6 protein-coding genes are annotated in these 5,047 nt (G+C 70.9%); 2 read left to right on the forward strand and 4 right to left on the reverse strand.

The features are described from left to right. Both NCC78_RS27365 and NCC78_RS27370 read right to left on the reverse strand, forming a co-directional pair. Window positions 1–291, reverse strand: a 291-nt coding sequence (locus tag NCC78_RS27365) for a hypothetical protein (RefSeq protein ID WP_250798070.1), incomplete at its 3' end; no start/stop codon positions are given. Window positions 292–300: 9 nt separating this feature from the next. Continuing rightward, window positions 301–678, reverse strand: coding sequence for a winged helix-turn-helix transcriptional regulator (locus NCC78_RS27370; RefSeq protein ID WP_250798075.1), 378 nt, complete (start codon window positions 676–678; stop codon window positions 301–303). A 121-nt stretch (window positions 679–799) separates the two neighbouring features. On the opposite strand from NCC78_RS27370, the gene NCC78_RS27375 reads away from it, so the two are divergent. Beyond that, complete coding sequence (locus NCC78_RS27375; protein ID WP_250798076.1) at window positions 800–1,681, forward strand: NAD(P)-dependent oxidoreductase; 882 nt, start codon at window positions 800–802, stop codon at window positions 1,679–1,681. A gap of 293 nt (window positions 1,682–1,974) precedes the next feature. Then, entirely contained in the window at window positions 1,975–2,142 is a 168-nt protein-coding gene (locus NCC78_RS27380) for a hypothetical protein (protein ID WP_372495216.1), read from the forward strand. A gap of 26 nt (window positions 2,143–2,168) precedes the next feature. Here NCC78_RS27380 and NCC78_RS27385 read toward each other — a convergent pair whose 3' ends face one another. Together NCC78_RS27385 and NCC78_RS27390 are read right to left on the reverse strand one after the other, a co-directional pair. Further along, window positions 2,169–2,981 (reverse strand): class I SAM-dependent methyltransferase, encoded by an 813-nt coding sequence (locus NCC78_RS27385; protein ID WP_250798077.1) that lies wholly within the window; start codon window positions 2,979–2,981, stop codon window positions 2,169–2,171. A 71-nt stretch (window positions 2,982–3,052) separates the two neighbouring features. Then, window positions 3,053–5,047 (reverse strand): LuxR C-terminal-related transcriptional regulator (locus NCC78_RS27390; RefSeq protein ID WP_250798079.1); only part of this gene is annotated, 1,995 nt, incomplete at its 5' end.

A 5,047-nucleotide genomic window follows, 5' to 3' on the forward strand; every position in this document is an offset into this window, starting at 1 on the left:
GCGCAGCAGCCCGAAACAACGCCGCCGCTGCCCGGGCGTCACCCGCAACGCGACCCGCGCGCTGCGATGCACGACCCGAGGCGCGGCCGGATCCCGACGGCGAGGCACGAACCGAGACAACACCACCTGGCGGACCGCGAGACGGGTGAGGCCGAGTAGCGCGTCCAGGTGCGGGGCGGGCGCGCCGGTCAGCACGCCGATCTCACCGACGGCGGTGACCAGCGCGTCCAGCCACAATTCCCTGGACGCGCTTCCTGCTCGCTGCCGGTGCAAGAAGTCTATTGACGTCAACTCGGGTGCTTAACGAAGAACTGCCCCGGCAACGTCGACCGAAACCTTTTCCGCGCCGATCCGCCGGATGCGTTCGGTGCCCCATTTCCCCAAGGATGCCAGCGCGGCGTTGAGGGATACGCCGTGCTCTGTCAGGGAGTACTCCACCTTCGGCGGCACCTCGCGGTGCACCTCACGATGCACGAGCCCGTCTTCTTCCATCTCCCGCAGATGTTGAATCAGCATTTTCTCGCTGACGCCCGGCAGACCGCGTCGGAGCTCGGCGAACCGGCGGGTCCCGTGGTTGTGCAACTCCCAGAGGATCAGCGACTTCCACTTGCCGGCCACCACGTCCATTGCGGCATCGATGCCGCAGAAGTAGGGACCACGTCGTGCTGAAGTTGCCATCCGCCCCTCCAAGGCCTACTTACCTCCAGGTGAGTACCTGACTAATTAGTCGGTACTGGTCAACCCTACCGGCAGCGGAGAGGATCTCCCCGAACGACGAACACGAGGGAGAGCCCGAAACATGACAACCAACGACAGTGTCCAGGTGAGCGTTCTCGGCCTGGGCGCGATGGGTAGCGCTCTCGCAGCCGCCTTGGTGAAGGCCGGAAACACGACGACAGTCTGGAACCGTTCAGCGGGAAAGGCGGACAACCTGGTTGCGCAGGGCGCGCAGGCCGCCGCCACGGCAGGCGACGCGGTGCGGGCCAGCCGGCTGGTGATCGCATGCCTGCTGGACCACGCGTCGGTCCACGAAGTGCTCGATCCGCTCGCCGGCCAGTTGGCCGGACGAACGTTGATCAACGTGACCACGACGTCACCGGAGCAGTCACGCGAGATGGCCGCCTGGGCTGCCGATGCCCGGATCGCGTACCTGGACGGCGGCATCATGGCCGTCCCACCCATGATCGGCCAGCCCGGGTCATCGATCCTCTACAGCGGATCGGCCGCCGTTTTCGACCAGTACAAGCCGCTGCTCGACCTGTGGGGCGGCAGTACCTACTTCGGTGAGGATCCCGGGCTGGCGTCCCTGTACGACCTCGCGCTGCTCGCCGGCATGTACGTCATGTTCGCCGGATTCATGCAAGGCGCCGCCATGGTCGCGCCGGCTGGCGTGACGGCGGGCGCGTTCGCCGTCATGGCTGCACCGTGGCAGACCGCCATGACCGGTGCGTTCCAAGGGTTCGCTGCGGTCATCGACGGCGGGGACTACACCGTCGAAGGGCAACAGAGCCTGGAGTTCTCCGACGTCGCCCTCGGCGGCATCCTGGCCGCCAGTGCCGACCAGGGCATCAGCACCGAAGTACTCGCCATGGTCCAGCGCCTCATGCAACGCCAGATTGATGCCGGCCACGGAAAAGAAGGCTTCGCGCGAATCATCGAGAGCATCAAGCAACCACGCTAAGGAAATGCGGCGCGCCGATCGCGCCAGGAGTGGGTCATCCCCGCCAAGATCGTGTTTTTTGTGGACAACATGAATACTGGCGGGGATGACGCCCGCCGAGCCCACCCATGCACTCATCGACGAGCAGAACCCCCATCGGGCTGATCTGGGTCGACGGAGGGTACGCCAACAGCGTGGATGCCAGTGGATGCCAGCCTTCTCGACTGGGCTGAACACGAACTGGGAATGAGGCTGGAAGTCGTCAAACGCAACGACGACATCAAAGGCTCCAACTGCTACCCCGCCGGTAGGTCGTGGAGAGAACGTTCGGCTGGCTGACCCGCTGCCGCACGCTGTGCCGCGACTACGAACGCATCACCGCCCACGCCGAAGACCTCATCAAGATCGAGATGATCCGGCTGATGGCCGCTCGTCTGGCTGGTCAACAGACCCGCTACCAGAGCATCCGCACGACGGCATAACCAGAGGTCGCCATACACAACACTCTTTAAGCCTTGTAGGCCAGCACCTCCGCGTACGCGGCCGGGATCTTGACCGTGCCGTCGGTGGCGGCGTTGTGCCGGTCGGCCAGTTCGACCAGATCGTCGTACAGCAACTTGGCGGCGTGCTCGTCCAGTGCCTCGAAAGCCTTGAGGGTCGGCCCGTAGTTGGCCCGGAAGTAGTCGGCGAACTGCGCCGCCGAGGCGAACCGGAAGACGAAGTTGCGCCGGGCGAACCGCAACCCGGTGACGCGCTCGCCGAACAGTTCCCGCAGCCGCGCCTCGGTGCCCCACTCCGTCGGTGGCCGCACACCCGGCGGCGGCGGGACGTGCCGGCCGACCGTCCGGAACAGGTGGCCGATGAAGCCGTCCGGGGTCCAGTTGGCCAGCGCGAGCGTGCCACCGGGCCGGCACACCCGGAGCAGTTCGGCGGCGGCGCGCTCCTGGTCCGGCGCGAACATCACGCCGACGACCGACAGCACCGCGTCGTACTCGCCGTCGTCGCACGGCAGCCGCTCGGCGTCGGCCTCGCGGAACGTCACCGTCAGGTGTTCGGCCTCGGCGCGGGCCCTGCCGCGGTCCATCAGGTCGGTCACGTAGTCCACGGCGGTGACCTCGCACAGGCAACGGGCGGCGGCGATGGCCGCGTTCCCGGTGCCGGTCGCCACGTCGAGCACCCGCGAGCCGGCGGACAGGTCGGCCGCCTGCACCGTCGCCTCGGAGATCGGATGGATGAGGGCCGCCACCGCACCGTAGTCGCCGCTTGCCCAGGTCTTCTGCTGCTTGGCCTTGATGCCGTCGAGCGCGAGAGATGTCGTCATGGCCGAGACGTTACGAGCGGGCAGCCGGCCGCCACATGGGTGAAGTTCCCCATGTTGGGCGGGCGGTGTCCCTAGACGAGACCCCGGTCGCGCGCCGCCGCGGCCGCCAGACCGCGCGACGCCACGCCGAGCTTGCCGAGGATCGCGGACACGTGGTGGTCGACCGTCTTCGCCGATACCGTCAGCTGCCGGGCGATCTGCGCGTTGCTCAGTCCGTCCGCGAGCAGCCGCAGCACCTCCAGCTGACGGGCGGTCAGGCCGGTCGGATCGGCGGCGGTGGAGGGCCGCGGCCCGCGGGGCACGCGCAGGCCGAGGCTGCGCAGGTCGGCGCGCAGCCGCCGGGCCGGCACGACCGCGCCGAACGCGTCGAACACCCCCAGGGCCTCCACGATCGCGTCGGCGTCGCCGCAGCTCAGGGCCTCCGCCGCCGGGTACGGGCAGCCGCGTCCCCGCCACTCGTCCGCCGCCCCGCGCCAGTCGCCGTCGATCAGCAGACGGTACGGCCGGGCCGCCCCGGCGGGTGCCTCGCTCAAGCCGCCCGCGCGCCACAGCCGGAACGCCAGCTCGCCGAGGAACCACGGCTGGCCGCCCCGCTGGGCGACCTCCAGCCCCCGCTTCGCCTCGGCGGCTGCCCGGTCCGGATCGCCGGCCAGCCAGAACCACTCGGACAGCGCGGCCGAGGCGGGCGCGACGAACTGCAGCTCGTCGGTGGCGTAGCCGCGTTCAGCGGCGAGGATCAGATCCGCGTACGCGCCGGGCTGCCCGCGCCGCGCAGCGATGATGCCGCGGGTGGTCAGGCCGCCGATCAGGGAGCCGCCGGGCTGGTCGCGGCCGGCCAGCGCATGATCGGCGTCGGCGAGGGCGGCGGCCCAGTCACCTCGGGCCAGGCGCAGGCGGGCACGGTTTCCCAGGACGTGCCGGCCGTAGCCGTCCAGGTCGCGGGCGGCGGTGAAGGCGAGGACGTCGGCCATCGCCCGCTCGGCGGTGTCGTAGGCGGCCCAGTCCACGGACGTGCAGGCGAGGTTCACCAGGGCCCGGCCGGCGTGGTCGTCGAGACCGGCGGCGGCTGCCTCCTCGTACGCCCGCGTCAGCTCGGCCACGCCCTCCGGCTCACCGCGCTGCAGGCGCGCGCTGCCGATGTTCACCCGGGCGTGCAGCTCGGTCTCGCGGTCGCCGCACCGGCCGGCCAGCTCGATCGCGCGCCCGCCCCACTCGATCGCGGCGCCGTCCTCGTCGGCCAGCATGTACAGCTGCGACAGGTTGCTGTACGCCATCGCCAGCTCCCGCCCGGGCGGCAGCGTGCGCAGCACCTCCACCGCCCGGACCCCGGCCTCCCGGGCCTCGGCGGTCCGGCCGGTCCACCACGCGAACCGTGACACCCAGCGCAACCCGACGCCGATCTCCGCGGTGTCTCCCCGCGCCTCGCGCAGCGCCAGCGCCTGCCGGCGGGCGGTCAGCGCCTCCGGCGCCCGCCCGCCCAGATAGGCCGCCACCGAGTACGCCTCCAGCAGCCCGGCCCGGTCGGCGTCCGGCAGCACGGCGGCGCACTCCAGCGCCGTGGCGTAGTGCGCGGTGGCCTGCCGGTACGCGCCCAGTTCGGACGCCTGCCGGGCGGCCACCGGGGCCCAGCGCAACACCGCCACCGGATCGCCGGCATGGTGTGCGTGGTGCACCATGCGGGCCGGGTCCACCCCGGGCCGCCCGTTGAGCGCAGCCAGCACCTCGGCGTGCAGCGCGGCACGGCGTACCGGTGACAGCGACTCCTCGACGGCGCGCCGCAGCAGCTCGTGCCGGAAGCCCAACCGGTCGCCGGTCGCGGTGAGGACGCCGTGGGCCATGCACTCGTCGACGCCGGCGGCCCGGGTGTCGAGCACCGTCGGCTCGACGCATGACGGCACCACCGACACCAGCCCGGCGACCTCGCGAGCGGCCGGGGACATCCCGCTCAGTCGGGACAACATGAGGTCACGCACGGTCGGCGGGACACCCACCGCGGCGGTGGCCAGCATCTCGGCCACCAGCAGCGGATTGCCACCGGTCACCCCGTACACGGACGTGGCGGACCG

This window comes from Micromonospora phytophila (assembly GCF_023656545.1).
Classification (GTDB): domain Bacteria; phylum Actinomycetota; class Actinomycetes; order Mycobacteriales; family Micromonosporaceae; genus Micromonospora; species Micromonospora phytophila.

Coding starts and splice junctions, on each gene's coding strand:
- NCC78_RS27370 (WP_250798075.1), bottom strand. CDS start 678: ATGGCAACTTCAGCACGACGTGGTCCCTACTTCTGCGGCATCGATGCC.
- NCC78_RS27375 (WP_250798076.1), top strand. CDS start 800: ATGACAACCAACGACAGTGTCCAGGTGAGCGTTCTCGGCCTGGGCGCG.
- NCC78_RS27385 (WP_250798077.1), bottom strand. CDS start 2,981: ATGACGACATCTCTCGCGCTCGACGGCATCAAGGCCAAGCAGCAGAAG.